This window comes from Saccharothrix sp. NRRL B-16314 (assembly GCF_000716595.1).
GTDB lineage: Bacteria > Actinomycetota > Actinomycetes > Mycobacteriales > Pseudonocardiaceae > Actinosynnema.
This window is the reverse complement of the sequence record NZ_JNXC01000001.1, coordinates 778,228-804,324: the sequence shown is the minus strand read 5'-3', so window position 1 is coordinate 804,324 and position 26,097 is coordinate 778,228. Positions and strand designations below refer to the sequence as shown.

At 69.6% G+C, this 26,097-nt stretch carries 31 protein-coding genes and 2 pseudogenes; 10 read left to right on the top strand and 23 right to left on the bottom strand.

Features of this window, described 5'->3' with window-relative positions:
- Window positions 1-52 precede the first annotated feature (52 nt).
- The 15 genes from rpsQ to rpsL form a co-directional block, all read right to left on the bottom strand.
- Window positions 53-334 (bottom strand): 30S ribosomal protein S17, encoded by a 282-nt coding sequence (gene rpsQ / locus OQ02_RS04005; protein WP_033436720.1) that lies wholly within the window; start codon window positions 332-334, stop codon window positions 53-55.
- Complete coding sequence (gene rpmC, locus OQ02_RS04000) at window positions 331-579, bottom strand: 50S ribosomal protein L29 (RefSeq protein WP_033428581.1); 249 nt, start codon at window positions 577-579, stop codon at window positions 331-333. The genes rpsQ and rpmC overlap by 4 nt, the downstream gene beginning before the upstream one ends.
- Window positions 579-998, bottom strand: a complete 420-nt coding sequence (gene rplP, locus OQ02_RS03995; protein WP_033436719.1) for a 50S ribosomal protein L16 — start codon at window positions 996-998, stop codon at window positions 579-581. The genes rpmC and rplP overlap by 1 nt, the downstream gene beginning before the upstream one ends.
- Before the next feature lie 3 nt (window positions 999-1,001).
- Entirely contained in the window at window positions 1,002-1,826 is an 825-nt protein-coding gene (gene rpsC, locus OQ02_RS03990; RefSeq protein WP_033436718.1) for a 30S ribosomal protein S3, read from the bottom strand.
- Complete coding sequence (gene rplV / locus OQ02_RS03985; RefSeq protein WP_037329518.1) at window positions 1,826-2,242, bottom strand: 50S ribosomal protein L22; 417 nt, start codon at window positions 2,240-2,242, stop codon at window positions 1,826-1,828. Before rplV ends, rpsC begins: the two co-directional genes overlap by 1 nt.
- A gap of 35 nt (window positions 2,243-2,277) precedes the next feature.
- Window positions 2,278-2,559, bottom strand: a complete 282-nt coding sequence (rpsS, locus tag OQ02_RS03980) for a 30S ribosomal protein S19 (RefSeq protein WP_033436717.1) — start codon at window positions 2,557-2,559, stop codon at window positions 2,278-2,280.
- 18 nt (window positions 2,560-2,577) lie between these two features.
- Window positions 2,578-3,414, bottom strand: coding sequence for a 50S ribosomal protein L2 (gene rplB, locus OQ02_RS03975; RefSeq protein WP_033436716.1), 837 nt, complete (start codon window positions 3,412-3,414; stop codon window positions 2,578-2,580).
- 22 nt (window positions 3,415-3,436) lie between these two features.
- Complete coding sequence (gene rplW, locus OQ02_RS03970) at window positions 3,437-3,736, bottom strand: 50S ribosomal protein L23 (protein ID WP_033436715.1); 300 nt, start codon at window positions 3,734-3,736, stop codon at window positions 3,437-3,439.
- Window positions 3,733-4,425, bottom strand: coding sequence for a 50S ribosomal protein L4 (gene rplD / locus OQ02_RS03965; protein ID WP_033436714.1), 693 nt, complete (start codon window positions 4,423-4,425; stop codon window positions 3,733-3,735). Before rplD ends, rplW begins: the two co-directional genes overlap by 4 nt.
- Before the next feature lie 2 nt (window positions 4,426-4,427).
- Window positions 4,428-5,078, bottom strand: a complete 651-nt coding sequence (gene rplC, locus OQ02_RS03960; RefSeq protein ID WP_033436713.1) for a 50S ribosomal protein L3 — start codon at window positions 5,076-5,078, stop codon at window positions 4,428-4,430.
- 52 nt (window positions 5,079-5,130) lie between these two features.
- Entirely contained in the window at window positions 5,131-5,436 is a 306-nt protein-coding gene (gene rpsJ, locus OQ02_RS03955) for a 30S ribosomal protein S10 (RefSeq protein WP_003938093.1), read from the bottom strand.
- Between the two features lie 327 nt (window positions 5,437-5,763).
- On the bottom strand, window positions 5,764-6,957 hold the full coding sequence (gene tuf, locus OQ02_RS03950; protein ID WP_033436712.1) for an elongation factor Tu: 1,194 nt from the start codon (window positions 6,955-6,957) through the stop codon (window positions 5,764-5,766).
- 139 nt (window positions 6,958-7,096) lie between these two features.
- Entirely contained in the window at window positions 7,097-9,199 is a 2,103-nt protein-coding gene (gene fusA, locus OQ02_RS03945) for an elongation factor G (protein ID WP_033436711.1), read from the bottom strand.
- 96 nt (window positions 9,200-9,295) lie between these two features.
- Window positions 9,296-9,766 carry a 30S ribosomal protein S7 gene (gene rpsG, locus OQ02_RS03940; protein ID WP_033436710.1) on the bottom strand — a complete coding sequence of 157 codons (471 nt, stop codon included), beginning with the start codon at window positions 9,764-9,766 and terminating at the stop codon, window positions 9,296-9,298.
- The gene (rpsL, locus tag OQ02_RS03935; RefSeq protein WP_030473471.1) at window positions 9,766-10,140 is read right to left on the bottom strand and encodes a 30S ribosomal protein S12; all 375 of its coding nucleotides are present in this window, start codon (window positions 10,138-10,140) and stop codon (window positions 9,766-9,768) included. Before rpsL ends, rpsG begins: the two co-directional genes overlap by 1 nt.
- Window positions 10,141-10,293: 153 nt before the next feature.
- Between rpsL and OQ02_RS47100 the strand changes: the two are divergent.
- From OQ02_RS47100 to OQ02_RS03910, 6 genes and pseudogenes are all read left to right on the top strand, one after another.
- A pseudogene (locus OQ02_RS47100) lies at window positions 10,294-10,692 on the top strand (hypothetical protein); the annotation flags it as partial.
- A 79-nt stretch (window positions 10,693-10,771) separates the two neighbouring features.
- Entirely contained in the window at window positions 10,772-11,029 is a 258-nt protein-coding gene (locus OQ02_RS43550; protein WP_156076856.1) for a hypothetical protein, read from the top strand.
- A gap of 298 nt (window positions 11,030-11,327) precedes the next feature.
- Window positions 11,328-12,197: a phosphotransferase gene (locus tag OQ02_RS03925; protein ID WP_033436708.1), complete on the top strand. Its 870-nt coding sequence runs from the start codon at window positions 11,328-11,330 to the stop codon at window positions 12,195-12,197.
- A gap of 38 nt (window positions 12,198-12,235) precedes the next feature.
- A complete protein-coding gene (locus OQ02_RS03920) occupies window positions 12,236-12,535 on the top strand; it encodes a TFIIB-type zinc ribbon-containing protein (protein ID WP_033436707.1) in 300 nt (99 codons plus the stop codon).
- Window positions 12,536-12,643: 108 nt separating this feature from the next.
- Entirely contained in the window at window positions 12,644-13,084 is a 441-nt protein-coding gene (locus tag OQ02_RS03915) for a hypothetical protein (protein WP_033436706.1), read from the top strand.
- 62 nt (window positions 13,085-13,146) lie between these two features.
- Window positions 13,147-13,515 (top strand): hypothetical protein, encoded by a 369-nt coding sequence (locus tag OQ02_RS03910; protein ID WP_033436705.1) that lies wholly within the window; start codon window positions 13,147-13,149, stop codon window positions 13,513-13,515.
- 73 nt (window positions 13,516-13,588) lie between these two features.
- Here the strand turns inward: OQ02_RS03910 and OQ02_RS03905 are convergent, their stop codons facing one another.
- From OQ02_RS03905 to OQ02_RS44695, 7 genes are all read right to left on the bottom strand, one after another.
- Window positions 13,589-14,416 carry a class I SAM-dependent methyltransferase gene (locus OQ02_RS03905; protein WP_197043205.1) on the bottom strand — a complete coding sequence of 276 codons (828 nt, stop codon included), beginning with the start codon at window positions 14,414-14,416 and terminating at the stop codon, window positions 13,589-13,591.
- A 5-nt stretch (window positions 14,417-14,421) separates the two neighbouring features.
- Window positions 14,422-15,657 (bottom strand): aminotransferase class V-fold PLP-dependent enzyme, encoded by a 1,236-nt coding sequence (locus tag OQ02_RS03900; RefSeq protein ID WP_051771637.1) that lies wholly within the window; start codon window positions 15,655-15,657, stop codon window positions 14,422-14,424.
- A complete protein-coding gene (locus tag OQ02_RS03895; RefSeq protein WP_156076854.1) occupies window positions 15,654-16,850 on the bottom strand; it encodes a hypothetical protein in 1,197 nt (398 codons plus the stop codon). Before OQ02_RS03895 ends, OQ02_RS03900 begins: the two co-directional genes overlap by 4 nt.
- Before the next feature lie 29 nt (window positions 16,851-16,879).
- A complete protein-coding gene (locus tag OQ02_RS03890) occupies window positions 16,880-18,181 on the bottom strand; it encodes a glycosyltransferase family 4 protein (protein ID WP_033436703.1) in 1,302 nt (433 codons plus the stop codon).
- 97 nt (window positions 18,182-18,278) lie between these two features.
- Window positions 18,279-19,277 carry an NAD-dependent epimerase/dehydratase family protein gene (locus tag OQ02_RS40725; protein ID WP_081915355.1) on the bottom strand — a complete coding sequence of 333 codons (999 nt, stop codon included), beginning with the start codon at window positions 19,275-19,277 and terminating at the stop codon, window positions 18,279-18,281.
- 80 nt (window positions 19,278-19,357) lie between these two features.
- Window positions 19,358-20,227 carry an EamA family transporter gene (locus tag OQ02_RS03880; RefSeq protein WP_033436702.1) on the bottom strand — a complete coding sequence of 290 codons (870 nt, stop codon included), beginning with the start codon at window positions 20,225-20,227 and terminating at the stop codon, window positions 19,358-19,360.
- 86 nt (window positions 20,228-20,313) lie between these two features.
- Window positions 20,314-20,490, bottom strand: a complete 177-nt coding sequence (locus OQ02_RS44695; RefSeq protein WP_197043203.1) for a hypothetical protein — start codon at window positions 20,488-20,490, stop codon at window positions 20,314-20,316.
- A gap of 404 nt (window positions 20,491-20,894) precedes the next feature.
- Between OQ02_RS44695 and OQ02_RS03870 the strand changes: the two genes are divergently transcribed.
- Window positions 20,895-22,109 (top strand): cytochrome P450, encoded by a 1,215-nt coding sequence (locus OQ02_RS03870; protein WP_063747008.1) that lies wholly within the window; start codon window positions 20,895-20,897, stop codon window positions 22,107-22,109.
- A 63-nt stretch (window positions 22,110-22,172) separates the two neighbouring features.
- Here the strand turns inward: OQ02_RS03870 and OQ02_RS03865 are convergent, their stop codons facing one another.
- Entirely contained in the window at window positions 22,173-23,222 is a 1,050-nt protein-coding gene (locus tag OQ02_RS03865; protein ID WP_033436700.1) for a methyltransferase, read from the bottom strand.
- Window positions 23,223-23,413: 191 nt separating this feature from the next.
- Here OQ02_RS03865 and OQ02_RS03860 point away from each other — a divergent pair, with 191 nt between their 5' ends.
- The 3 genes and pseudogenes from OQ02_RS03860 (at window position 23,414) to OQ02_RS03855 (ending at window position 26,087) form a co-directional block, all read left to right on the top strand.
- On the top strand, window positions 23,414-24,748 hold the full coding sequence (locus OQ02_RS03860; protein WP_156076852.1) for an XRE family transcriptional regulator: 1,335 nt from the start codon (window positions 23,414-23,416) through the stop codon (window positions 24,746-24,748).
- A gap of 47 nt (window positions 24,749-24,795) precedes the next feature.
- Window positions 24,796-25,135, top strand: a pseudogene (locus OQ02_RS47095) (IS982 family transposase); the annotation flags it as partial.
- Between the two features lie 145 nt (window positions 25,136-25,280).
- A complete protein-coding gene (locus OQ02_RS03855) occupies window positions 25,281-26,087 on the top strand; it encodes an NTP transferase domain-containing protein (protein WP_081915353.1) in 807 nt (268 codons plus the stop codon).
- Window positions 26,088-26,097: the final 10 nt, after the last annotated feature.

Here is a 26,097-nt window from a genome sequence, read left to right as displayed (position 1 = left end):
GGCCCGCCAGATTTCCGACCTGACGGGCTCGGTCCGCTGCACCCGTGTGGGTTTACTTGGCCTTCTCGAGGATCTCGACAAGACGCCAGCGCTTGGTAGCCGACAGCGGACGCGTCTCCATCAGGAGGACGCGGTCGCCGACGCCGGCGGTGTTCTGCTCGTCGTGCGCCTTCACCTTGGTGGTGGAGCGCAGGACCTTCGAGTACCGGGCGTGCTTCTTCCGGTCCTCGAGCGCGACCACGATCGTCTTGTCCATCTTGTCGGACACGACGTAGCCCTCGCGGACCTTGCGGTCGTTGCGCACCTCGGTCTTCACTTCGTTGCTCTCGCTCATGCCGCACCCTCACCAGTGGAAACCGCGTCGGGGGAGGCCGAGAGGCCCAGCTCCCGCTCCCGCATCACGGTGTAGATCCGGGCGATCTCATGCCGGACCGTGCGCAGGCGGCGGTTGTTGTCGAGCTGCCCGGTGGCCATCTGGAAGCGGAGGTTGAACAGCTCCTCCTTCGCCTCCCTCAGGCGCAGCACGAGCTCTTCCTCGGTGAGCTCACGCAGCTCGGAAGCGGTGGTACCCGCTGCCATCAGAACTCACCACCCTCACGCGTAACGATGCGGCACTTCATCGGGAGCTTGTGGATCGCGCGACGCAGCGCCTCGCGGGCCACAGCCTCGTTCGGGAAGCTCATCTCGAAGAGCACCCGACCCGGCTTGACGTTGGCCACCCACCACTCCGGCGAACCCTTACCGGAACCCATGCGGGTCTCGGCGGGCTTCTTGGTCAGCGGGCGGTCCGGGAAGATGTTGATCCAGACCTTGCCACCACGGCGGATGTGCCGGGTGATGGCGATACGAGCCGACTCGATCTGCCGGTTGGTCACGTAGGCGGGCTCCAGAGCCTGGATGCCGAACTCGCCGAAGGTGACCCTCGTGCCGCCCTTGGCAGCACCGGACCGTCCGGGGTGGTGCTGCTTGCGGTGCTTAACCCTGCGCGGGATGAGCACGACTCAGCCCTCCGTCTTCTCTTCGGTCGGCGCGGCGGCCTGGTCGCCCGCAGCGGCCCGGCCGGCCTCGGTGCTGGTCGCGGTGGTGCCGCTGGCGCCCGAACGACGCGCCCGGTTCGGGCGGTCGGCACGGTCGCGGTCGCGGCGCGGCGCGCGGTCGGCCGCCGGAGCGGCGTCACGCTCACGCTTGGCGCTGAGGCCACCGACAATGTCGCCCTTGTAGATCCACACCTTCACGCCGATACGGCCGAACGTGGTGCGGGCCTCGAAGAAGCCGTAGTCGATGTCGGCGCGCAGCGTGTGCAGCGGCACACGGCCATCGCGGTAGTGCTCGGAACGGGACATCTCGGCACCGCCGAGACGGCCGCCGCACTGCACGCGGATGCCCTTCACCTGGGGCGAGCGCATGGCCGACTGGATGGCCTTGCGCATCGCGCGGCGGAAGGCGACCCGGTTGGACAGCTGCTCCGCCACGCCCTGCGCGACGAGCTGCGCGTCCGACTCGGGGCTCTTCACCTCGAGGATGTTGAGCTGCACCTGCTTCTTGGTGAGCTTCTCCAGCTCACCGCGGATGCGGTCGGCCTCGGCGCCGCGGCGGCCGATGACGATGCCCGGCCGGGCGGTGTGGATGTCGACGCGGACCCGGTCACGGGTGCGCTCGATCTCCACCTTGGAGATGCCCGCCCGCTCCATGCCCTTCGAGAGCAGCTTGCGGATCTTGACGTCCTCGGCCACGTACTCGGCGTACTGCTTGTCGGCGTACCAGCGGGACTTCCAGTCCGTGGTGATACCAAGTCGGAAGCCGTGCGGGTTGATTTTCTGGCCCACTACCGAGCCCCCTTCCTGTCAGCGCCGGCCTTCGCGCTGGTCTTCTTCGGACGGCTCTCCACCTCGACGGTGATGTGGCTCGTCCGCTTGCGGATCCGGTACGCACGGCCCTGGGCGCGCGGGCGGAACCGCTTGAGGGTCGGGCCCTCGTCCACGTAGATCTTCGACACCCACAGGGTGTCGGGGTCCAGGGACAGGTTGTTCTCGGCGTTGGCCACGGCGCTCTGCAGCACCTTGCGGACCGGCTCACTTGCCGCCTGCGGCGCGAACTGGAGCACGGCCAGGGCCTCGCTGGCGCTACGACCCCTGATGAGCTCGACGACGCGACGCACCTTCATGGGCGTGTCACGGACGTAGCGAGCCCGAGCCACGGCGCGCGGGAACTCCGGCGCTTCGGCTTCGTTACGGGCGTTCATCGCTGCTTCCCCTTGCTCTTCCTCTAGTTCGTCGCCTAGCGACGGCGCGACTTCCGGTCGTCCTTGATGTGGCCCTTGAACGTGCGGGTCGGGGCGAATTCGCCGAGCTTGTGCCCGACCATCGCTTCCGAGACGAACACCGGCACGTGCTTGCGGCCGTCGTGCACCGCGATCGTGTGGCCCAGCATGTCGGGGATGATCGTCGACCGGCGGGACCAGGTCTTGATCACGGTCTTCTTGCCCGACTCGTTGAGAACGTCCACCTTCTTGAGCAGGTGGTCGTCCACGAAGGGGCCCTTCTTAAGGCTGCGAGGCATCCTTCACTCCCTCCCTGCTCAGCGCTTCTTACCGGTGCGACGACGCCGGACGATGAGCTTGTCGCTTGGCTTCTTGCGGGCACGGGTGCGACCCTCGGGCTTACCGGCCGGGTTCACCGGGTGGCGACCACCGGACGTCTTGCCCTCACCACCACCGTGCGGGTGGTCCACCGGGTTCATGGCCACACCGCGGACGGTGGGCTTGCGGCCCTTCCAGCGCATCCGGCCGGCCTTGCCCCAGTTGATGTTCTGGTGCTCGGCGTTGCCGACCTCGCCGACCGTGGCGCGGCACCGGACGTCCACGTTGCGGATTTCGCCCGAGGGCATCCGCAGCTGGGCGTAGGGGCCGTCCTTGGCGACGAGCTGCACGCTGGCGCCTGCCGACCGGGCGATCTTCGCGCCGCCACCGGGGCGGAGCTCGATCGCGTGGACCACCGTGCCGACCGGGATGTTGCGCAGCGGCAGGTTGTTGCCCGGCTTGATGTCAGCCTTCGGGCCGTTCTCCACCATGTCGCCCTGCGACAACTTCGACGGCGCGATGATGTACCGCTTCTCACCGTCGAGGTAGTGCAGCAGCGCGATGCGCGCGGTGCGGTTGGGGTCGTACTCGATGTGCGCGACCTTGGCCGGCACGCCGTCCTTGTCGGTGCGGCGGAAGTCGATGAGGCGGTACGCCCGCTTGTGGCCACCACCCTTGTGCCGCGTCGTGATCTTGCCCGAAGCGTTGCGGCCACCACGGCCGTGCAGCGGACGGATCAGCGACTTCTCCGGCGTCGACCGAGTGATCTCGGCGAAGTCGGAGACGCTCGCACCGCGACGACCGGGGGTCGTCGGCTTGTACTTGCGAATGCCCATCTCTACGCAGTCCTCGTCGTCATCAGGCGGCCGGGCCGCCGAAGATCTCGATCGGCTTGCTCTCGGCGGACAGCGTCACGATGGCGCGCTTGGTGTCCTTGCGCTTGCCATAACCGGTCCGGGTCCGCTTGCGCTTGCCCTGGCGGTTGAGCGTGTTGACGCTGACGACCTTGACGCCGAAGACCTTCTCCACGGCAATCTTGATCTGGGTCTTGTTCGAGCCGGTGGCCACCACGAAGGTGTACTTGTTCTCCTCGAGCAGCCCGTAGGACTTCTCGGAGATGACCGGCGCGAGCAGGATGTCCCGGTGGTCGGGGATCACTTCGCGGCCTCCTCGTCCGACTCGGACGACTCGGCGGTGGCCTCGGCGGAGCCCTGCCCGTGCTGGGCCTTGCTCGCCAGGAACACGTCGAGCGCGTCCTTGGTGAACACCACGTCGTCGTTGACCAGCACGTCGTAGGTGTTCAGCTGGTCCGGCGCGATGATGTGCACGTGCGGCAGGTTGCGCAGGCTGACCCACGAAACCTCGTCCGTGCGCAGCAGCACCGCAAGCACGCGACGTGCCTCGCTGACCGTCTCCAGCACCTTGCGGGCCGTCTTGGTCGACGGGGCGTCGCCCTCGACGAAACCGCTCACCACGTGCACCTGGCCGGCGCGCGCCCGGTCGGAGAGGGCACCGCGCAGGGCGGCGGCCTTCATCTTCTTGGGGGTGCGCTGGCTGTAGTCACGCGGCTGAGGACCGTGCACGACGCCACCACCGGCGAACTGCGGCGCGCGGGTCGAGCCCTGACGGGCGCGGCCGGTGCCCTTCTGCCGGTACGGCTTCTTGCCACCACCGCGGACTTCGCCGCGGGTCTTGGTGGCGTGCGTGCCCTGGCGGGCCGCGGCCAACTGGGCCACGACGACCTGGTGCAGCAGGGCCACGTTCGCCTGTGCGTCGAAGATCGCGGCGGGCAGCTCGACGGAACCGTCGGTCTTGCCTGCCGGGGTGCGGATCTCAACGGAAGTCATGATCAGGCACCACCCTTCGCAGCGGTCTTGATGAACACGGTGCCGCCCTTGGGGCCGGGAACCGCGCCCTTGATGAGCAGGAGGCCGGATTCGGCGTCCACGCGGTGCACCTTCAGGTTCTGGGTGGTCACGCGGACGTGGCCCATGCGGCCCGCCATGCGCATGCCCTTGAACACCCGACCCGGAGTGGCGCAACCGCCGATGGAACCGGGGGAACGGTGCTTGCGCTGCGTGCCGTGGCTCGCGCCGAGGCCGTGGAAGCCGTGGCGCTTCATGACGCCCGCGGTGCCCTTGCCCTTGGTGGTGCCGACCACGTCGACCACCGCGCCGGCCTCGAAGACCTCGGCGGTGATTTCCTGGCCGACCGTGTACTCGGACGCGTCCGTGGTGCGCAGCTCCGCCAGGTGCCGGCGGGGCGTGACGCCCGCCTTGGCGTAGTGGCCCGCGACGGGCTTGTTGACCTTGCGCGGGTCGATCGCGCCGAACGCCAACTGCACGGCCGAGTAGCCGTCGATTTCCTGGGTCCGAACCTGGGTGACCACGTTCGGCTCGGCCTTGACGACGGTAACCGGAACGATCCGGTTGTTCTCGTCGAAGACCTGAGTCATGCCGAGCTTGGTGCCCAGGAGGCCCTTAACCTGCCTGTCAGACATGGGTCTCGTTACTCTCCGCCCCAAATGGGATCAACACTGCCGCGTCCAACGCTTACTGGATGTTGACGTCGACGCTCGCCGGCAGGTCGATGCGCATGAGCGCGTCCACCGTCTTCGGCGTCGGGTCGAGGATGTCGATCAGACGCTTGTGCGTGCGCATCTCGAAGTGCTCGCGCGAGTCCTTGTACTTGTGCGGCGAGCGGATGACGCAGTAAACGTTCTTCTCAGTGGGCAGCGGCACAGGCCCGACGACCCGAGCGCCGGTGCGCGTCACGGTCTCGACGATCTTGCGCGCGGACGCGTCGATCGCCTCGTGGTCGTAGGCCTTGAGCCGGATGCGGATCTTCTGTCCCGCCATGATGGCTTGCCGTTCCTCTGCTTCTAGTACCGCTGCGGTGCGGGCACCTTGCACGAGGTCACGGGACCTCCGGCGCGCTCCGCCCCCTATTCAGGATTGACACCGAGCGGTGTCACGGTGCCCGGTCCACGCGGTCGGGCGTGTCGCGCCCCAACACATAGACCGGTCCCACTGCTCAAACGTGTGGGATTGTCTTTCTCGATCAAACCCCGCTCGTGACGGGGCGGCCGAGTCCAGAACTCGAACCGGCCGCCCCGACGAGCAACCCGTCAATGGTCGCACACGTGCGTGCCCAGACCAAATCGGGGGTGTGCAGTTAGAGCCAGATCACTTGATGATCTTGGTGACCGAGCCCGCACCCACGGTGCGACCACCCTCGCGGATGGCGAACCGCAGACCCTCGTCCATGGCGATCGGCTGGATCAGCTTCACGGCCATGGTCGTGGTGTCGCCCGGCATGACCATCTCGGTGCCCTCGGGGAGGGTCACGACGCCGGTCACGTCGGTGGTGCGGAAGTAGAACTGCGGGCGGTAGTTGTTGAAGAACGGCGTGTGGCGGCCACCCTCGTCCTTCGACAGGATGTAGACCTGCGCGTCGAACTCGGTGTGCGGGGTCGTGGTGCCCGGCTTCACGATCACCATGCCGCGCTCCACCTCCTCGCGCTTCACGCCGCGGAGCAGCAGCGCCGCGTTGTCGCCGGCGCGACCCTCGTCGAGGAACTTCTTGAACATCTCGATCGAGGTGACCGTGGTCTTCTTCGAGGTCTCCTTGATGCCGACGATCTCGACCTCTTCGTTGACCTTGACGATGCCACGCTCGATACGACCGGTCACCACGGTGCCACGGCCGGTGATCGTGAAGACGTCCTCGACCGGCATCAGGAACGGACGGTCGACCTCGCGCTCCGGCTCCGGGATGTTCTCGTCCACGGCGGCCATCAGGCCGAGCAGCGCCTTGCCCCACTCGGCGTCGCCCTCCAGCGCCTTCAGCGCGGAGACGCGGACGACCGGCAGGTCGTCACCGGGGAACTCGTACTCGGAGAGCAGCTCGCGCACCTCGAGCTCGACGAGCTCCAGGATCTCCTCGTCGTCCACCATGTCGGCCTTGTTCAGGGCCACCACGATGTAGGGCACACCGACCTGGCGGGCCAGGAGCACGTGCTCCTTGGTCTGCGGCATCGGGCCGTCGGTCGCCGCGACCACCAGGATGGCGCCGTCCATCTGCGCCGCACCGGTGATCATGTTCTTGATGTAGTCGGCGTGACCGGGGCAGTCGACGTGCGCGTAGTGCCGGTTCGCCGTCTGGTACTCGATGTGCGCGATCGAGATCGTGATACCGCGCTGCTTCTCCTCCGGCGCCTTGTCGATCTGGTCGAACGGCGTGAAGGGGTTCAGGTCCGGGAACTCGTCGTGCAGCACCTTGGAGATCGCCGCGGTCAGCGTCGTCTTGCCGTGGTCGATGTGACCGATGGTGCCGATGTTGACGTGCGGCTTCGTCCGCTCGAACTTCGCCTTCGCCACTGGATTGTCCTCCTGGACTTCTATTGCTTAGCCCGGCGGGCGGATCACTGCCCGCCGGGCGTCACGTCAGGGTCGGTTGTGCGGACCCCGGGGCATCCCCCCGGAGAGCCCGCGTGGTGCTGCGGTGCTCCGGTTGGGGTTACTCGCCCGTAGCCTTCGCGATGATCTCCTTCGCGACGTTCGCGGGAACCTCGGCGTAGGAGTCAAAGGTCATCGAGTAGTTCGCGCGACCCTGGGTCCTGGACCGCAGGTCGCCGACATACCCGAACATCTCCGACAGCGGGACCAGCGCCTTCACGACACGGGCACCACTGCGCTCTTCCATGGCCTGGATCTGGCCACGGCGGGAGTTCAAGTCGCCGATCACGTCACCCATGTAGTCCTCGGGCGTGGTGACCTCGACGGCCATCAGCGGTTCGAGGATGGCCGGGCTCGCCTGGCGGGCGGCTTCCTTGAGCGCCATGGAACCGGCGATCTTGAACGCCATCTCGGACGAGTCGACCTCGTGGTAAGCGCCATCGGTCAGCGTCAGCTTGACGCCCACCAACGGGTAACCGGCCAGCACGCCGTACTGCATCGCGTCCTGGGCACCCGCGTCCACGGACGGGATGTACTCCCGCGGGATGCGACCACCGGTGACCGCGTTGACGAACTCGTAGAGCGCGCCGTCCTCGGTCTTCTCCAGCGGCTCCAGGTCGATGAGGACCTTCGCGAACTGGCCCGAACCACCGGTCTGCTTCTTGTGGGTGTAGGAGTACTTCTCCACCTTGCGGCGGATCGTCTCCCGGTACGCCACCTGCGGCTTGCCGATGTTGGCCTCGACCTTGAACTCGCGGCGCATGCGGTCCACCAGGATGTCCAGGTGGAGCTCGCCCATGCCGGCGATGATGGTCTGGCCCGTCTCCTGGTCCAGGTTGACCCGGAACGTCGGGTCCTCCTCGGCCAGCTTCTGGATCGCCGTGCCCAGCTTCTCCTGGTCGGCCTTCGTCTTGGGCTCGATCGCCACCTGGATGACCGGCTCGGGGAAGGTCATGGACTCCAGCACGATGGGGTTCTGCGGGTCGCAGAGCGTCTCACCGGTGGTGGTGTCCTTCAGGCCGATCACCGCGTAGATGTGGCCGGCCATGGCCTCGTCGACCGGGTTCTCCTTGTTGGCGTGCATCTGGAAGATCTTCCCGATGCGCTCCTTGCGGTCCTTGGTCGAGTTGATGACCTGGGTGCCGGAGGCCACCTTGCCCGAGTAGACCCGGATGTAGGTGAGCTTGCCGAAGAACGGGTGGGCGGCGATCTTGAACGCCAGCGCGGCGAACGGCTCGTCGGTCTTCGGCGCGCGGAAGGCCGGCGTCTCGCCGTCCTGCAGCGTGCCCTCGACCGGCGGGAGGTCCAGCGGAGCGGGCAGGTAGTCGATCACCGCGTCGAGCATGGGCTGGACGCCCTTGTTCTTGAACGCGGAGCCGCACAGCACCGGGTAGCCGGCGCGGTTCTTGACGATCGCGCGGATACCGGTCTTGATCTGCTCGACGGTCAGTTCCTCGCCCGCGAGGTAGGACTCCATGAGGTCGTCGTCGGTCTCGGCGACGGCCTCGATCAGCTGCTCGCGGTACTCGGCGACCTTGTCGGCGAGGTCGGCCGGGATCTCCTCGACCGTGTAGTCCTCACCCTTCTGGACCTCACCGCGCCACGTCAGCGCACGCATCTCGACCAGGTCGATGACGCCGATGAAGTCGCTTTCCGACCCGATCGGGAGCTGGATCGGCAGCGGCTTCGCACCCAGGCGCTCCTGGATGGTGCGGACGGTGAAGTAGAAGTCCGCGCCGAGCTTGTCCATCTTGTTGACGAAGCAGATGCGCGGGACGTCGTACTTGGTGGCCTGGCGCCAGACCTGCTCGGACTGGGGCTCGACACCTTCCTTGCCGTCGAACACCGCGACGGCGCCGTCGAGCACCCGCAGGTTCCGCTCGACCTCGACGGTGAAGTCGACGTGGCCCGGCGTGTCGATGATGTTGATCTGGTGGTTCTTCCAGAAGCAGGTCGTCGCGGCCGACGTGATCGTGATGCCGCGCTCCTGCTCCTGCTCCATCCAGTCCATCACCGCGGCGCCGTCGTGCACCTCGCCGATCTTGTAGCTGATCCCGGTGTAGAACAGGATCCGCTCGGTCGTCGTGGTCTTGCCCGCGTCGATGTGGGCCATGATCCCGATGTTGCGGACCTTGGCCAGGTCGGTGAGCACGTCCTGTGCCACGGGTTTCTTCCCCTGTCTTGAGCTAGCTGGTAGCAGGCTCACTAGGGCCGGGAGGCGCCAGGCGGGGCAACTCGGGGCTGCCCGCCTGGCGGCACGTCACCAGCGGTAGTGGGCGAAGGCCTTGTTCGACTCGGCCATCTTGTGCGTGTCCTCGCGGCGCTTGACGCTCGCGCCCAGGCCGTTGCTCGCGTCGAGCAGCTCGTTCATCAGGCGCTCGATCATGGTCTTCTCACGGCGCTGCCGGGAGAAGGTGATCAGCCAGCGGAGCGCGAGCGTGGTCGAGCGGCCCGGCTTCACCTCGACCGGCACCTGGTAGGTGGCGCCACCGACGCGGCGGGACTTCACCTCGAGGGCGGGCTTGACGTTGTCCAGCGCACGCTTGAGCGTGACGACCGGGTCGGTGCCGTTCTTCTCGCGCGCGCCTTCGAGGGCGCCGTACACGATCCGCTCGGCCACGGAGCGCTTGCCGTCGACCAGCACCTTGTTGATGAGCTGGGTCACCAGCGGAGAGCTGTAGACCGGGTCGGAGATCAGCGGCCGCTTCGGGGCCGGTCCCTTGCGGGGCATCAGCTCTTCTCCTTCTTCGCGCCGTACCGGCTGCGAGCCTGCTTGCGGTTCTTCACGCCCTGCGTGTCGAGGGAGCCGCGGATGATCTTGTAGCGGACACCGGGGAGGTCCTTCACACGACCGCCGCGCACGAGCACCATCGAGTGCTCCTGCAGGTTGTGGCCCTCACCGGGGATGTAAGCCGTGACCTCGATACCGCTCGTCAGCTTCACGCGGGCGACCTTGCGCAGCGCCGAGTTCGGCTTCTTGGGCGTGGTCGTGTAGACGCGGGTGCACACACCGCGCCGCTGCGGGCTGCCCTTGAGCGCCGCGGTCTTCTGCTTGGCGACCTTGTCCTGCCGGCCCTTGCGGACCAGCTGCTGGATCGTTGGCATACGCCGGCTGCTTCTTCCGTTTGCGTGCCCGCCGCGTGGGCGACGAGCGCTGTTTACTTGGTCCCTCTCTGCACCCGAGGTCGGGCGTGTCGCTGCCCTCGGCGCCGCCGAAAGGCAACGCCATCCCCTCAGGTCCGCAGGCGACATCCCAGGATGCCCCTACGCGTGGAGGTCACCGCGGCCGGCTTTCCAGCACCACTGGCGCGTAGGCACGCGGAGCGGCCCGACATGGGTCGGGCACGAGTACCAAAGATACCCCGCTTAGTTCCCACGGGTCAAAACGGATCCGCGACGCGGCCCGATCGAGCAGACAACACCCGGAAGCTGCGAACCACCGGGGGTAGGTCCGTGACGGACGCACGTGCCCGGCGTCTCGCGGGTTATCAGAACATGACGGAGCGGATGACGCAGCTCCGCGTGACGGCAGTTTCACCCGATCGAGTGGTGAGCGTCGTCGCTGGACCGGGTGGCTCCGACCTCGACGTCCAACTCCAGCCGGAGACGCAACGCATCCCGTCGCACGCGCTGTTCCGCGCCGTCATGAGCACGCTCCAGCAGGCCTTCGCCGAGTCCACGCGCCGGTCGGCCGAGGTCGTGCAGGAGTTCGCGGGCGATCAGCGTCGTGGCCAGGGTGAACAAGGTGCAGGAGGACGTGTTCGGCAACGACCCGGCCGAGCAGGCGCCACCGCACCTGAACGCGCCCGCGCCGGGGGCGTCGTTCGCCCAGCAGGCGAACGCCCAGCCGCCACCGCCGCTTCGTCCGCCCATGCCGCCTGCCGGTCGGCCGATGCCCCCGGCCAGCCGGCCGCGCCGCAGCCGCCCGTGCCGTCCCGCACCGCCGCCAGATCATGACCCGGACGACGACTTCGGCGGCTCGATCCTGCGCTGAGAGGGACGGCATGACATTCGGGGTGGGACGCCGAGGCGGTCATCGCCTCCGCGCCTGGCGAGCCGGCAGGGCCAGGCGGCCGACGCGAGCCGCTCGCGTGAAAGACCTCGTTCGGCGAGGCCAGCCTGTACGAGAAGGTCGCCTGCGTGCGGTGCGGTGCGGGTGCGGTCAAGGTGGTCGAGGTGTGGCGGGAAGGCCGACCGGACGCTGTGCGCCGGGGGTGCCGAGCCCCGAGTCTACCGGGAGCCGGCGACGACCGTCTGCCTGGCCGAGGCCTGAGCCGGGTCACACTGGTCCGGTGAACTCTGATCTCATCGCGGGCATGGCGGCGCTGGTGGCCGCCGACGCGACGCCCGAGGTGCTCGCGGTGCGCGGTGACGTCGTGGTGGTCCGGGTCGCGGACGTGGTGCTCAAGGCGCACGAGGCCGGCACCGACCTCGCGGTGCTCGCGGCGCGGCTCCGGCTGGCCGGCGACCCGCGGTTGGGTGAACTCCTGCTGGCGCCCCGGTCGGCGCCCGCGGTGGTGCTCGGACGGGTCGTCACGGCGTGGCCGATGGGCACGCCGGTGCCGCAGAGCGAGCCCGAGGACCTGCCGATGGAGGCGGCCGGGCGGATGCTGGCGGCGTTGCACCGGTTCACCGCCGACGACTTCGCGCCGCCCGTGCCGCTCGCCGGCGCGCACCCCCGGATGGAACGGGCCGTGCGCGATCTGACCCTGGACACGCCCGCCGCGCGGCTGGTGCGCCGGGCGTTCGCGACGCTGCCGGCGTTCGGCACGGCCGGGACCACGCTCATCCACGGCGACTGGCACCTCGGTCAACTGGTGTGGCGGGACGGGTACCGGTTGATCGACGTGGACGACCTGGGCGTCGGCGACCCGGCGTGGGACCTGGCCCGACCGGCCGCGCTGCACGCCGCGGGGGTGCTGGACGCCGAGGCTTGGGGACGGCTGCTCGGGGCGTACCTCGACGCGGGCGGCGCGGGCGTGCCGCGGGACGACCCGTGGTCGGTGCTGGAGGCGCCAGCGCGCGCTTTGGTCGTGCAGATGGCGGCGCGTGCCCTTTCCGCTGCGCAGCGCGACGAGAAGGAGCTGACCGAAGCCCAGGAAGCGCTGATCGACGCGTGTGCCCGCATCGTGTCGGCACACGAACCCATTCCGCGCGGCTAATATCGGATTTATCGCGTCAAGAGCAGGAGGCTCACACGATGCAGTGTCCCAAGTGTCATGCGAACATGCGCACCTTCGACCGCATGGGCGTGCACATCGAGCAGTGTGATGGCTGCCGCGGGGTCTTCCTCGACTACGGCGAGCTCGAGGCCATCACCCGCTTGGAGCAGCAGATGGCGCCGCCCCCGCCGCCCGCCGCGCCGCAGCCGGCGCAGGTGCACTACGTCCAGCAGCCGGTGGTCCAGCCGGGTTGGGGCGCCGCGCCGGGGTACGGCCACGGCGGTCACTACGGCCACCGGAAGCACCGCGGCCTGGGTGGGCTGTTCTTCTCGTCCTGATCTCCCGGTCCGGTCCAGCGGTGGTGGCCCCGCGCCTCGTGCGCGGGGCCACCGTTGCCACTACCGAAAAACCAGGTGATAATCGGTAGTGACCGGAGGAGGTCCGTCATGTCCGTCGCCACCGAGGCCGCGCAGATCCGTGACCTGTTCGATCGGATCGAGGAGATCGAAGAGGTCGCGTCGAGCCTGGCCGAGGGCGACGAGCGGCGGCACAAGCTGCACGGCGTGGTGACGAAGACGCTGCGCAAGGCGCCACCGGTGCGTCCGGTGGTGGCCGGGGAGCTGCTGGACCTGACCGAGAAGACGGTCAAGGCGTGGGCGCGCGAGGGCGTGCTCGCCATCCACAGCCGTGAGCCGCGGATGCTGTTGGACGCCGAGCGGTTGCACGAGGTGCTGCACGTGGTGGCGGACCTGAGGCGGGCCGGCAGGAGCCGCGCGCTGTTGGACGAGGTGCACCGGCGGTTGAGCGATTCGGCGCTGTTGGAGCGCGGCGACCTGGCCGACAGCCTGGCGCAGATGCACCGCGGTGAAGGACGCGTGGTGCGCTGATCAAGGTCGTCGAGACGCCGGTCGCCAGTCACCAGGCGGCAGGCCTGCGCGGTGCCGCGCGGGTGGCGTACGAGAGGTTCCTGGACGAACTGGCGCACAGCGGCTGCCTGGCCCTCGGGTACCGCGTGACGGGCCCCGAACCACTGCCCCGGCTCTGCGTGAAACACCTCCGCGGCGCCGATCGCGTGATAGTCGCATTCCCCACCCCCCGGACCGCGTGGATATTGCTCGTCGGACCGCACGACGACGATCCCGGCCGGGACCTTTACGAGACTTTGTACGAACTAGCCGGCGTGCGCCCGAAACTGACCGAAAAGCGCACCAAACCGCCGTGCTGCGAGGACGCCGCTCCCCCCGTCGCCGACGCCGACCTGGTCGACGACCTGGTGGCGCGAGCCCGCGCCCTGGCCAAGTCCCGCCGGCGGCCGTGAGACGGGTGCGGCGGCCCGCGCCGACCGCGGTGCGCCCGGGCACGGCCCGCGCCGGCCCGGACGCGCTCACGGGTCACCGGCCGACGACGTAGCTGACCATCGTCGGGATCGTCACCAGTCCCGTGTCCGGATCGCGGTGGGTCTCGGCCTCGGCCTCGATGTCGGCCGCCACTTCCGCCCGCCGGTCCGCGGGCACCCGCTCCCAGAACAGCCGCATGCCGTGCGTCCAGGTCCAGTCGACCAGCGCCCGGCCGGAGGCCGCCGTCAGGTGCAGCACCTCGTCGCGCACGGCGGCCACGCGGAACCCTGCGGTCCGCAGGTCGGCCAGGACGCGCTCCTCCCCGCCGAACGCCGAGGACTGGGGGTAGACGCGGGTGCCGGACTCGTACTCCGTCACCCACTTGGCGATCGAGGCGAGGCCGAAGATCAGGGGGCGCGGGGTCAGCACGGTGGTGGGGGCGGACACGCACAGCCTGCCGCCGGGCCGCAGCAACTCCCGGAACCGGGCGAACGCCGCGCCGGTGTCCGGCAGCATGTGCACGCTCATGCTGCCGATCACCGCGTCGAACGAGCCCGCCGGGAAGTCCGGGTCCTGGCCGTCCATCCGCAGGACCTCGACCCCGGGCAGGCCGAGGGCACGCACTTCGGCCGCCGTCGCCGCCACCATCGCCTCGGACAGGTCGATGCCGACGGCGCGGCCGTCACGGCCTGCCGCGGCGGCGGCCGGGAACAGGGCGGCACCCCGCCCGCACCCCACGTCCAGCACCGCGTCGCCGGCGCGGATTCCGGCCAGTTCGACCACTCGGCGTCCCACCGGCTGGAAGTAGTCGACGTCGAAGGGGTCGTAGCGGTCGGCGACCGCGTCGAACGCGGCACGCAGCACCGGTCGGACATCGGACAAGGTGATCACCTCTCGGCATCGGTGAGACCGGGGACAAGGGCGCTCAACGCCTCGACGCCGCGGTCGACGTCGGCCGGCGAGTTCACCACGCTCGGGGCGAAGCGGACGGCGCTGCTGCGGTAGGGCGTCTGACCGGCGACGACACGGGCCTCGAGGAGCCGTTCGACCACCACGTCCGGCGGCACGTCCGCCACGTCGAAGCAGACCATCCCCGCCGACAGCGCCGGGTCGACCGGGGTGCGCACCGACACTCCCGGCACGGTGGCCAAGCCCTCCTGGCAGCGGTCGTTGAGCTGTCTGGTCCGCGCTGCCACCGCGGTCCTGCCGATCGCGGTGTGGAACTCGAACGCCTCGGCCAACGCCCACCGGTGCTCGAAGGCGGGGAACCCGCCTGGGCTGAACCTCCGTCCCGGGGGCGCGACGTCGTCCGGCGAGAACCCCAGGTACCAGGGCCAGAACACCTCCACGTCGAACGACGGCGAGACCGGGGTGACCGCGTCCCACCCCCGCCGGCTGCCCCACACCAGGCCGGTGCCGCGCGGCCCGAACAGCCACTTGTGGCACCCGGTGACGAAGAAGTCGCACCCCAGGTCGGCGACCCGGAAGTCCTCCACGCCGAAGCCGTGCACGCCGTCGACGCAGACCAGCACCTCACGGCCTTCCGCCCGGCCCCGGTTGACCTCGGCGACCAGCTCGCCGAGCCGGCCGAGCGGCAGTTTGACGCCGGTGCCCGAGTGCACCCAGGTGAGCACCAGCAGCCGGGTCTCGTCGGAGATGCCCTCGCGCAGCGCGGACACGACTTCCTCCTCCGTCACCAGCCGGGGTTCCCGGTAGAGCCGGATCACCCGGTGCCGCGCGCCACTGGCGGCGGCCTTGAACCGGAGCATCTCGGAGGCGGCGTAATGCTCGTGCGCGGTGCTGACGATCTCGTCACCCGGCCGCAGCCGAAAACCGGCCAGCACGACGGCCAGGCCGGCGGTGGTGCTGTCGGTGAGCGCGATGTCGCCGGGCGCGGCGCCGAGGTAGGCGCCCGCGCGGTCGAGCACCACGCGCACCAGGTCGTCGCGGTGGTGGAAGTACAGCGCCGGGTTCGCGTCCAGGCCCGCGCGGTGTCGCTCGACCGCTGCCCGGACCGGACCGGGGTGCGAGGCGACCAGCGACATCGACAGGTGCGCGTAGGACGGGTCGAGCAGGAACTCCGCGCGGACCTGGTCCCATGACGGCGGACCCGGCGGACTCACGCCGGGCCCCTGTCCACACCCCACTTGAGGCGTTCGACCGGGGTGAGCTGGATCAGCTTCGCCCCGCGCCGGATCGCTTCCTCGTCCAGCACGGCGATGCCCGCGGGCGTCGGGTCCGGCATCAGCCGGCGCTCGTGGGCCTCCATGATCTGGTAGATGTCGAAGCCGTACTGGTTGCGCATGATCCGGTAGCCGAGCTCGTTCATCATGCAGTTGGTGCTGCACGAGCCGGTGTTGCGCGGCACGGCCCAACCCAGTGCCTCCAGGTCGGCGATCTTGCGCTCCAGGGTCGGTTGGGGGATGAACTCGTAGAACGGCACCATGACCGTCCGGGTGCGGAACGTGCGCAGCAGCTCGGCCGCCTCCGGCGCCTTGGCCTCGGCATGGGCGCGCAGCATCGACACCATGTCCTCGACCGCGGCGTCCAACGGGGGCAGCGCCCCACCCGGCACGTACGGCTTGCCCCGCATGTTGGTGCGGTTCTGCCCCTTCTGGGTGCCGATGAAGCAGAGGGGCACGTCCTTCTCGTGGCAGAAGACCGACGACTGCGCCACGATCGTGGAGAAGCACGGCCAGCACGCGGGGCCGTAGGACATCGCCGCACGCAGCAGGTGCGGGTCCTGCTCCTCGTTCACCGCGAACCCGAGCCGGAACAGCGTGTTCATCGGGTCCTGCTCCGGCCGGGTGATGACCAGCTCGACACCGAGCTTCTCGCACAGCGACTCGGCGTTGGCCAGTGCCGCGGGCGACTGGTAGCCCTGGTCGAGCATCCAGGCCACGACCCTCAGGTCGCCGCGCTGGGCCAGCTTCATGAGCATCCAACTGGAGTCCTTGCCGCCGCTGAACAGCACGACGGCGTCGTAGCGGGAGCCGGACCTGCGTTCGGGCACGCTCTCGATCAGCGCGGCGGGCGCCGCGTCCGCGGGCACGCCCAGTTCACGGGCGACCGCACCGGCGTCACGTGGCCAGGCCGCGCTCTCCCGGTAGACGCGCAGGAGCAGGTCCAACTGCGCGCTGCGGTCCTCGGCGACCGGCCGCTCGACCTCCGGTGAGGGTGCGGCGACACCCGCGCAGTGCGCGCACAGCTCGGGGTCGGGCGAGACCGGATCGCCTTCCACCGTGGCGACGTACCGGTCGTAGGACAGCGGCATCCCGCATCGGACGCACCTGGAGCTGTCGGGTTCGATCGGCATGGCAATTGCCTCCTTGTCACGCGGTGAGGTCATGTGGTGACCGCGAGCGGCTCTTCTGCGGCGACCGTGGCCGGATCGGCTGCCATCGGCCCGAAAACGTCCTCGTGCAGGCGGCGCAGCAGGACGGGGTCGCCGACCGAGCGGCGGTCCACCAGCCCCTGCCGCTGCGCCTCCACGACGATGTCCCGGGTCGTGCGCAGCCCGTGGTGGGTGAGCACGGCCCGCACGGACTCCGGCAGCCCGTCGACGTGGAGCCCGCGGTCCGCGTCGACGGGCTCCGTGGCCCGGCCGGTCGCGGTCAGGTCGCGGACCAGGGCGGTGAGCACGACCATGGTGTGGTCGTAGGTGCCCCACGCGGGCAGCTCGACGCGCAGGTCGGCGGCTCGGTCGAGGACGTCGACGCAGGCGGCGGCCAGGCCGTCCGGCCGCACGCGGGCGAAGTCGTAGGGGCTGACACCCTTTGCGACCGCCTCCACCTCGGCAAGCGCCCCGTTGTGCGACCCGATGAAGTAGGGGAAGCCGTCCCACCGCGGCACGACGACCGGCACCCCGCACGCCAGGGCCTCCAGCGGCGCCTTGCCGTAGGTCTCGAAGATGCTCGTAGCGCCGGACCAGTAGACGTCGGCCGAGTTGTACAGGTCGACGGTCGACGCGCGCTCGAGCCGCTGGAAGAGGACCGCGTCGCCCATCCGGGGTGCGAGGCGGTTGTAGTACGGCGGGTCGACGTGCGTCACGGACATGACGAGCAACGCGTCCGGCCGTGACTCCCGCACGAGCTCGTACGCCTCCAGCAGCGGGCCCAGGCCCTTGTCGTTCATGAACCGGCCCGTGTACAGCAGGATGCGGCGGTCTTCCGGCAGACCGAGCGCACGCCTGCTCGCGGCGCGGTCCCGCGGCCGGTAGACGTTCTTGATGCCGAACGTGCAGATGTTGCGCGCCGGGATGCCGGTCAGCCGCCGGTAGGCGTTGGCCGCGTTGGTGGAGCCGCAGATCACCAGGTCGGCCGGGTGCGGGTGCGCGGCGACGAGCAGGAAGTAGAACAGGATGTTCAGCGGGTACGGATTGGTGTGCGGGATCATCAGCGCCGGGCAGTGGTAGCCGTCGCGGCGCATGAAGTACAGCAGCGGCAGGGAGTCCACGTACTCGGCGATGACCAGGTCGACCTTCGACAGGTCGCAGGACTCGGCGAGCGTCCGGTACTGCTGCTCGAAGAAGGCGAAGTCGTGCCGGTCGGTCGGCAGTTGCGCGATGCGGAAGAGGAGGAGTTCCCCCTCGACGCAGAACTTCTCGACGTCGTCGGGTGCGTCGGTCAGCGCCAGCACTGTGGTCACGCGCGCTCCTGGTCGTCTCGGGGCGGGTGTGCGTCTCGGGCGGGTGGCGACGGGCGGGGGCCGCACCTGCCGGTGGAGGGCAGGTGCGGCAGTCCGCTCAGGACTTGGGGAGGGTTTCGAAGTACATCTGCATCGAGCCGAGGTCCGGCCACTGCGACTTGGCCTCCCGACCGGCCTCCACGACCCGGCGCACGCCCTCGCGGACGCTGATCGTCGGCTCGAAGCCCAGCACTTCACCGGCCAGGGTGGTGTCGGCGAGCAGCCGCTCGGCGTAGATGGCGATGGGCACCGGCACGTACTCCGGCTCCAGCTCGACGCCCATCTCCTCGCCGACCAACGCCAACGCTTCGTTGAAGGTCGTCTCGATCCCGGTGCCGACGTTGAACTCCTGCGTCTCCAGGTCGGTCTCCAGCGCGAGCTGGAACGCGTAGCCCGCGTCCTCGACGTAGATGAAGTCCCGCGTCTGGTTCCCGTCGCCCCACAACACCGGGCGGACGCCGTTGAGCGCGGCCCAGGCGAACAGGGAGATGACGTTGGCGTAGCCGCCCTTGCTGAACTCGTCGTGGCCGTACACGCTGAACGGCCGCATCCCGATGGCCTTGATGCCGTACCGCTCGGAGTACTGGCGGGCCGCCTCCTCGTTCCACTTCTTCGACAGCGCCTTGAGGTCCGGCGGCTTGATCTCCATGCCCTCGACGTAGGGCACCGGGTTGCCCTCGTAGACGGCGCTGGTGCTGGCGTAGACCAGCTTCTCCACGTCGCTGCGGCGCACCGCCTCCAGGATGTTGAGGAAGCCGTGCGTCGTCACGTGGGCCCCGTCGATCGGGTCCTCCTCGTACATCAGGAACGACGACGGCGCGGCGAGGTGGATGACGGCGTCCTTGCCCTTCACCGCCTCGGCCACCAGCCGGTGGTCGCGGGAATCGCCCTCCACCCAGTTCACGCTCTCCCGGACGTCCGGTGGCAGGAATTCCTTGCCACCGATCTTGTAGTTGTCGAGCGAGGTGATCTCGTACCCGTCCCGCACCATCCTCCGGATCATGTTTCGGCCGATGAACCCCGCGCCACCGGTAACCAGGACATGCTTGGCGGACATACTTCTCCCATGTTTGCGAACGAGCGGACAGGAACAGTTCAAAAATGCCGGTCGTGGGTTCGTCGAGCCGAACCGGCGGATCACGAGTAAGTCAGCATCAACACCCCGCCGGTCACCACGAGGGCGCCTACGAACCGGCGGGCGAGTTCCTTCTCCTTCAGGAAGAGCCACGCCCCGACCAAGGCCATGACGACGCTGAACTCTTTTGCGGGCGCGATGACGCTGACCGGTGCGATGCGCAACGCGAACAGCACGATCACGTAGGCGGTCGGGGCCAACACGCCGACCAGGAGCACCTCGCGCCGGTTGTGGGTCCACAGCCGGCGCAACCGGGGTCGGTCGCGCAGCGCCACCGGCGCCAGCAGCAGCACCTCGAACACCGAGATGCCCCAGTAGAAGAGGAACGGCGACAGGCCCAGTCCGGAGACGGCCTGCTTGTCCCACAGCGTCGCCGCGGTGTTGGCCAGCCCGATCAGCGTGCCGAACGCGACGCCGTAGATCTTCGCGGTGCGGGTGGAGTCACCGGTTGAGCGGTAGGCACTGATGATCACCACCCCGACGACGACCACCAGGACTCCGACCAGCCCCAGCGGTCCTGGTCGCTCACCGAGCAGCACCACCGCCGCCGTGACCGAGAACAGCGGCGCCATCCCGCTGGACAGCGGGTAGATCACCGACAGGTCGGACTTCGCGTAGCCGAGTTGCAGCAGGACGTAGTACGCGAGCTGGAACAACGCGCCGACCGCGACGGCCAGCAGCACAGCGGGCAGGTCCACCAGGCCTTCCCGGAACAGCAACACCAGGCCGACCGGCAAGACCAGCAGGCTGCCGACGATCTTGTAGAGCCACACGAAACCCGCGCCGCCGTCCGATACCCGCTTGGCGCACACGTTCCACCCCGCGTGCGCGACCGCGGCGACGGCCACGAGCAGAACCCCCAGTGGGACCAACAACGAATCCTCCGGTCCTCCGTGCCGAGACGGCCTGTTGCGACGACCGTGCGCCGGAGCGGCGGAAGCCGCCCCGGCGCGTCGGGTCACCGAACGGAGACCAACTCGTAAGCGCCCGCCACGGCGGTGGCCCGGGGAGCCAGCCACTCGGTGCGGTCGGACATCCACTCCGTGCGGCCCGCCAGCCACTCGGTGCGGTCGGACATCCACTCCGTGCGGCTCGCCAGCCACTCGGTGCGGTCGGACAACCAGGTCGTTTCCACTGATCACTCCTTGCCAGATGGACGTGCACACCTGAAATCGGCATACCGAAATCGGCGCCCAGGGCGGCGTCGGCCGAAAAATGGCGCAGTAAGATGACGAGTGAATTACCCCAGACACCGGATGAGCCGGCCGACTATTACCCGCAAACTACGCCCACTACATTTCTAGCGATTGACCGGGAGCACCTCAATAGACCGATCGGGTAATTGCGAGACCGGGTAGATCCTTAATTGTACCAGCCGAAAACTTCCCCCTAACGGACCATTGACCGGCACCGCGACCCCCGTCACCCGGGCGGCGGATTGTCCAATGACGGGGAATGCAACGTTATGATCGTCGAATCGAGGCGGCACCGATCGCCGTGATTCACCATTTCCCGTACCGCGTCCGGAGGGAGCTCGTGGTGCTCGACACCGTTCCGGGACTCGACCTGTCCGACCAGCCCGCGGGTTACGAAGCGTTGAAGGCGTGGTGGGCGCACATGCGCGAGCACGCCCCGATCCGGCGCGACCGCGTCCTCGGCCACTGGCACGTGTTCCGCCACGCCGACGCGACGGCCGTGCTCACCGACCACGAGACGTACTCGTCAGACCTGCGCGACCTGGTCGTGCAGCCCGAGCAGTTCGCGATCGTGGCGCGCGGCGCGTTCAACGGCTTCGACCCACCCGACCACCGCCGGATGCGCGGCCTGGTGGGCAAGGCGTTCACGCCCAGGGTCGTGGAGGCCCTGGAGCCGGTGGTGCGGCGCATCACCCGCGAACTGCTCGACGAGGTGCGCGGCCGGCCGGAAGTGGAGTTGATCGACGCACTGGCCTACCCCCTGCCGCTGGCGGTGATCGCGGAACTGCTGCGCATCCCGCTGAGCGAGCGCGAGCGGTTCCGCCGCTGGGCGGACGCGCTGTTCTACCAGGGGCGGGGAGACGACCCGGTGATCATCCCGACCGAGGAGATGCTGCGCTCGGTCGAGCCGCAGATCGGTGAGATGAACGCCTACTTCCTCGACGTCATCGCAGACCGGCGACAGCGACCCGGTGACGACCTGATCAGCCAACTGCTGCTCGCCGAGGACGAGGGGCAGCAGCTCGCCGACGAGGAGGTGCTCGGCGTCTGCGGGTTCCTGCTGGTCGCCGGGCACATCACGACGACGATGGTGCTGGGCAACGCCGTCCACCTGCTGGCCACCCGGCCCGACGTGGCCGATGCGCTGCGCACGGAGCCGTCGGCGATCCCGGCGGCGGTCGAGGAGGTGCTGCGCCTGCGCGGGCAACTCCCCGCGACCGCGCGGCGCACCACGCGGGAGGTCACCCTCGGCGGGCAGGTGATACCGGCGGGCGACGTCGTCCTGGTGTGGGTCGCCTCGGCCAACCTGGACGAGCGGCAGTTCCCGGACGCCGACGAGTTCCGACCGCGGCGCCGGCCGAACCGGCACCTGGCCCTGGGCCGGGGCATCCACTTCTGCATCGGCGCGCCCCTGGCCCGGCTGGAGCAGAAGGTGGCGCTGGAGGCGCTGCTCGCGGACTGGAGCGACTTCCGCCTCGGCGACGGCGTCGAGGAGGTCGACCCCCGGCAGGCGATCGGCCTGCGCGCACTGCCGATCCGCCCGGTGTGGGCCCGCTGAGGCGGTCCGGGGCTCGGCCGTCCGCACCACGACGTCGACACGAGACCGCCGACGCAGGGGGCCTCAGTCGCGGGCGACCGTGAAGACCAGCAGGTGCGCGCCCTGCTCGGGCACCAGCGGAGTCGTCGACTCCAGTCGGAGACCCGACGCCACTCCCAACGCCCGGAACTCGTCCAGCCCGCGCTCCCGCGCACCCAGCAGCACCAGCATCGCCATGTCCCGCTGGCTCACCAGTGTGCGCGCCGCCAGGTCGTGCCCGTCGCCGACCAAGCGCTCCGCCAGCAGTACCGTGCCGCCCGGCCCGGCCGCCTCGGCACAGCGCCGCAGGATGCGCTCGCTGTCGGCGTCCTCCCAGTCGTGAATGATGTTGGACAGCAGGTAGACGTCTCCACCGGCGGGCAACGGGTCGAAGAAGCTGCCGGCGGCCACCTCCACCCGGTCGGCGACACCGGCCGCCTCGAAGGTGGTGTGCGCCCGCCGCGTGGTGCCGGGCAGGTCGACGAGAGTCCCGCGCAGGTGCGGGTGGCGGCGCAGCACGTCGGCCAGCAGCAGGCCGGTGCCCCCGCCGACGTCCACGAGGCGCGTCACGCCCGACCAGTCCCACCGGGAGGCGACCGCGGGCCCGAAGACCGCGGCGTGCCCGGCCATCACCTCGTCGAACGCCTTGGAGAACTCCGCGTCCGCAGCCAGGTCCTCCCAGAAGGGCCGGCCGAACACCGACGGCCACGCGCTCGTGCCCGTGCGCACGGACTCCAGCAGCCCCGGCACCGCGCGGTCGGTCCGCTCGGCCCACGGGTTCGACTGGTCCAGCAGGCACGCCAACCGCGCCGGGTGGTCCGCCATCAGCACCCGGCCGCGCGGCGCGAGCTCCACCCGGTCCGGTCCCGCTTCGGTGAACAGCCCCAGGTTCACCAGGTGGCGCAGCACGCGGCGCAGCGCACCGGGGTCGGTGCCCGACCGCTCGGCCAACTCGGCCACACCGGTGCAGCCCCCGGCCACCAGGTCGGGCAGCCGGCAGGTGACGGCCAGGCGTACCGACCACGGGGTGAACAGCGTGGACATCGCCGCCACCTCCCTCACGACGGCGGCGTCCTCCCCGGCTTCGTCACTCATCCGGACACAGCTCCCTCTGCTCGGAGATCCACTTGATCGCAACGTAACAACGGGCCCGCTCTCGTCGCCGCCACCGAACGAGGGACATCGCCGAGGCGGACGACCGGTACCCGAATTCCAGCCGTTACCGCTCTGAGTAGTTATCTGGTTACCTAAAGACAACAGTCGGCACGGCCCAGGGGAGGCACATCGTGGGTTCCAAAGCCGGACGGGCACACGGGCCGTTCGCCGCGGAGTTGGAACGACTGCTCGCACGCCGGGGGATGTCGTGGCGGAAGTTCGCCGATCTGGCGGGGTACACCCCCGGCTGGCTGAGCAAGATCAAGAACGGCACTCCGCCGTCGGTCGACTTCGCCCGGCGCTGCGACGAGTTGCTGGAGGCCCGCGGCACGCTGCTCGCGCTCGTCGGCAGCACCGTGCCCCGGCCCGCGGAACTGCCGGCGGCCGTCGCCGGTTTCGTCGGGCGGCGTGGCCACCTGGACCAGCTCGACGCGCTGCTGGCGAAGCTGCACCGCCCCGGCGCCTCCCGCATCGCGGTGATCGAGGGCGCTCCGGGCGTCGGCAAGACCGCTCTCGCGCTGCGCTGGGCGCACGACGTCTCGCACCGCTTCCCGGACGGCCAGCTCTTCGTCGACCTGGGCGGGTTCTCCCACGACCACTCCCCCGCCACGCCCGAGGACGTGCTCGAGGAGTTGCTGCTCGGGCTCGGCTCCCCCGTTGACGTCGGCCTGCTGGACCTCACCCGCCGGGCCGCGCTGTTGCGGTCGATGCTCGCCGACCGCGAGGTGCTGCTGGTGCTCGACAACGCCGCCGACTCCGACCAGGTGCAGCCGCTGTTACCCGGTTCCGGCTGCTGCTTCGTGGTCGTGACCAGCCGTCGTTCACTGCCCGCCCTGGCGGTGCGCACCCACGGCGAACGGCTGGACCTGGGTCGGCTGAGCGACGCCGAGGGGGAGGAACTGCTGCGCGAGGCGCTCGGCACGGCACGGCTCGCCGCCGACCCTTCGGCGCCGGCGGCGTTGGCCGAGCTGGTGCGGCGGTGCGGCCACCTGCCACTGGCGCTGCGGATCGCCGCCGAACACCTCATCACCGACCCGCTGCTGTCCGTGGGCGACCTGGTGCGGCACCTCGCCGAGGAGGACAACAGGCTGAACGTGCTCGCCTTGGACGACCAGGTCGCCGTGCGGACCGTGTTCTCGTGGTCCTACCGCCGCTTGGACGTCGAAGAGCGCCGCGTGCTGCGGATGATCAGCACCCTGGGGCACACGGAGATCACCGCGGCTGCGGTCGGCGTGCTGGCGGGACTGGAGCACGAGCGGGCCCAACAAGTGCTGTACTCGTTGGTCGTCGCGCACATGCTCGAACACCTGGGCGGCGACCGTTACCGGCTGCACGAGCTGCTGGCCTTGTTCGCGGCCGAACGGGCGGAGCACGAGGACGACCGGGCGCATCTCGCGGCGGCAGTGCCCGCCTCGAACGACGATCCGCCCTGGACGATTGATTCCGAGGGATGGCCGGGCCCGTGACGTGAGACGGGGTGTCGACGATCGGTTGTGACGACCGACATCGACACCCCGCGTTGACGACGGAACGACCCGGCCAGACCCTGATCGCCGACCGCCACCACTACGGCCGCGACTTCGAACGGGCACTGGCCGACGCCGGAGTCGACCTGCTGCGCCCGGCCCGCAAGGGCGAGCCCGAACGGCCCGACGCGCGACTGTTCAAGCCGCTGCGCCGGACCATCGAGTCGATCAAAGACCTTCAAGGCACAGCTCGACCTGGAACGGCACGGCGGACGCACCCCCGCCGGGGTGATCGTCCGCGTCCTGCAACGCATCCTCGCCCTCACCGCCGCCATGTGGCACAACGACAAGACCGGACAACCGGTCAAGCGCCCACTGGTCGCCTATGGGCTACTGATCCCGTGGAATCGATCATCCAGCGGGCCGCCCACTGCCGTCGACGCGGCGGTGCGCGGATCGCCGGCCATGTTTACCGCAAGAGTCAACGGCTCAACACTGCCGATGACCGGCGCGAACGACGAATGTTGCCAGTATGCGGCAAACATCCCACGTCTTGCCCCTGGCCCGGCTGTCCTCGTCGCCGAGGGCCGTGATACTCACCGCGGGTCGAAGCGCGGAACTGGGGCGCGCTACCGCGGACCGCCCGGCGAGCCTCGTCGAGGTTCGCGGCGACACCCTGATCAGAAGGCAGAAGGCGGCGTTGCGCCGCGCGGGTGTGTGGCGGATCGGCGCGGTCGTCGGCTGGCGCACGGACGGCTTCCACGGCACGGACCTGACGCTGTTCGAGAACCCCCTCTGGGCGAGCACCACCTCGCTCGACTCACTCGCCGTGGCCGACGACTGGCTGCGCCGCGCCACGGTGGTGGTGCAGTTCGGCAACGTCGTGTGCTCGGCGGAAACCATCCGGCGGCTCTGCGCGGCCCCCGGTCCGCTGGCCGTCGCCTTCGACCCCCACTGGCGGGCGCTGTGGGCGCGGCGGCGCGACGATCCGCGGTCGGACGCCGACCCCGTCGTCCTGGACCGCAGCAGGCGGTACGTGGCGCGGATGGGGGGCCGTCCCGGCGACGGGCCGGTCGCGCAGGGGCAGTGGCTGCGACTGGTGAAGCTGACCCCCGCTTCGTGGCAGGTGCTGCGGCGGATGCGGGACACCGGACAGACCGAGGGCCTCGGCGTCGGCGACGCGCTCGCCCGACTGGTCCGGAGCCGGTCGGTGCCGGTGACGGCGGTGCCGTCCGCCGGTCCCTGGTTCCCGTTCGACAACCCGACCGACCTGGAAGTCGGCCGCGACGTCATGGACGAGCTGGACGGTTCGGCCGCGGCGGGATCGCGCTCGGCATGACGAGCCGGAA